The organism is Olleya sp. Ti.3.14 (assembly GCF_038154885.1).
GTDB lineage: Bacteria > Bacteroidota > Bacteroidia > Flavobacteriales > Flavobacteriaceae > Olleya.
In genome coordinates this window covers 1-409 of record NZ_JBAKAO010000034.1, presented here as the reverse complement: position 1 = coordinate 409, position 409 = coordinate 1, and the positions used below count along the sequence as shown (strand labels likewise).

Here is a 409-nt window from a genome sequence, read left to right as displayed (position 1 = left end):
GATTCTACTGTTTGAATTTCATTAGTTGCATCAGTATCTTCATCAGCAGTAATATGATCAGCTATTGCAGTTTCATTAGCAGTAATAGCAGTGTTTTGCGTGATTTGCTCAGCTTCTAAAGTATCAATACTATCTGTATTAGTTGTGATGTTTGCAGTATTATCAGCTATAGCAGTGTTTTGCGTGATTTGCTCCGCTTCGATTGCATCAATATCATCAGCATTTTCTGTGATTTGAGATTGTAATGTTGAGTCATCAAAAGGAGTAACGCTTAAATCAAAGTCATTACCATTAGCAGTAATTGCAACAGAACCGTCAGTCGATTCTACTGTTTGAATTTCATTAGTTGCATCAGTATCTTCATCAGCAGTAATATGATCAGCTATTGCAGTTTCATTAGCAGTAATAG

General features: G+C 35.2%; 1 protein-coding gene. It reads right to left on the bottom strand.

What is annotated here, in order from left to right; genetic code table 11:
- A partial coding sequence (locus V6251_RS15155) for a hypothetical protein (protein WP_341589000.1) occupies positions 1-409 on the bottom strand: 409 nt, incomplete at both ends.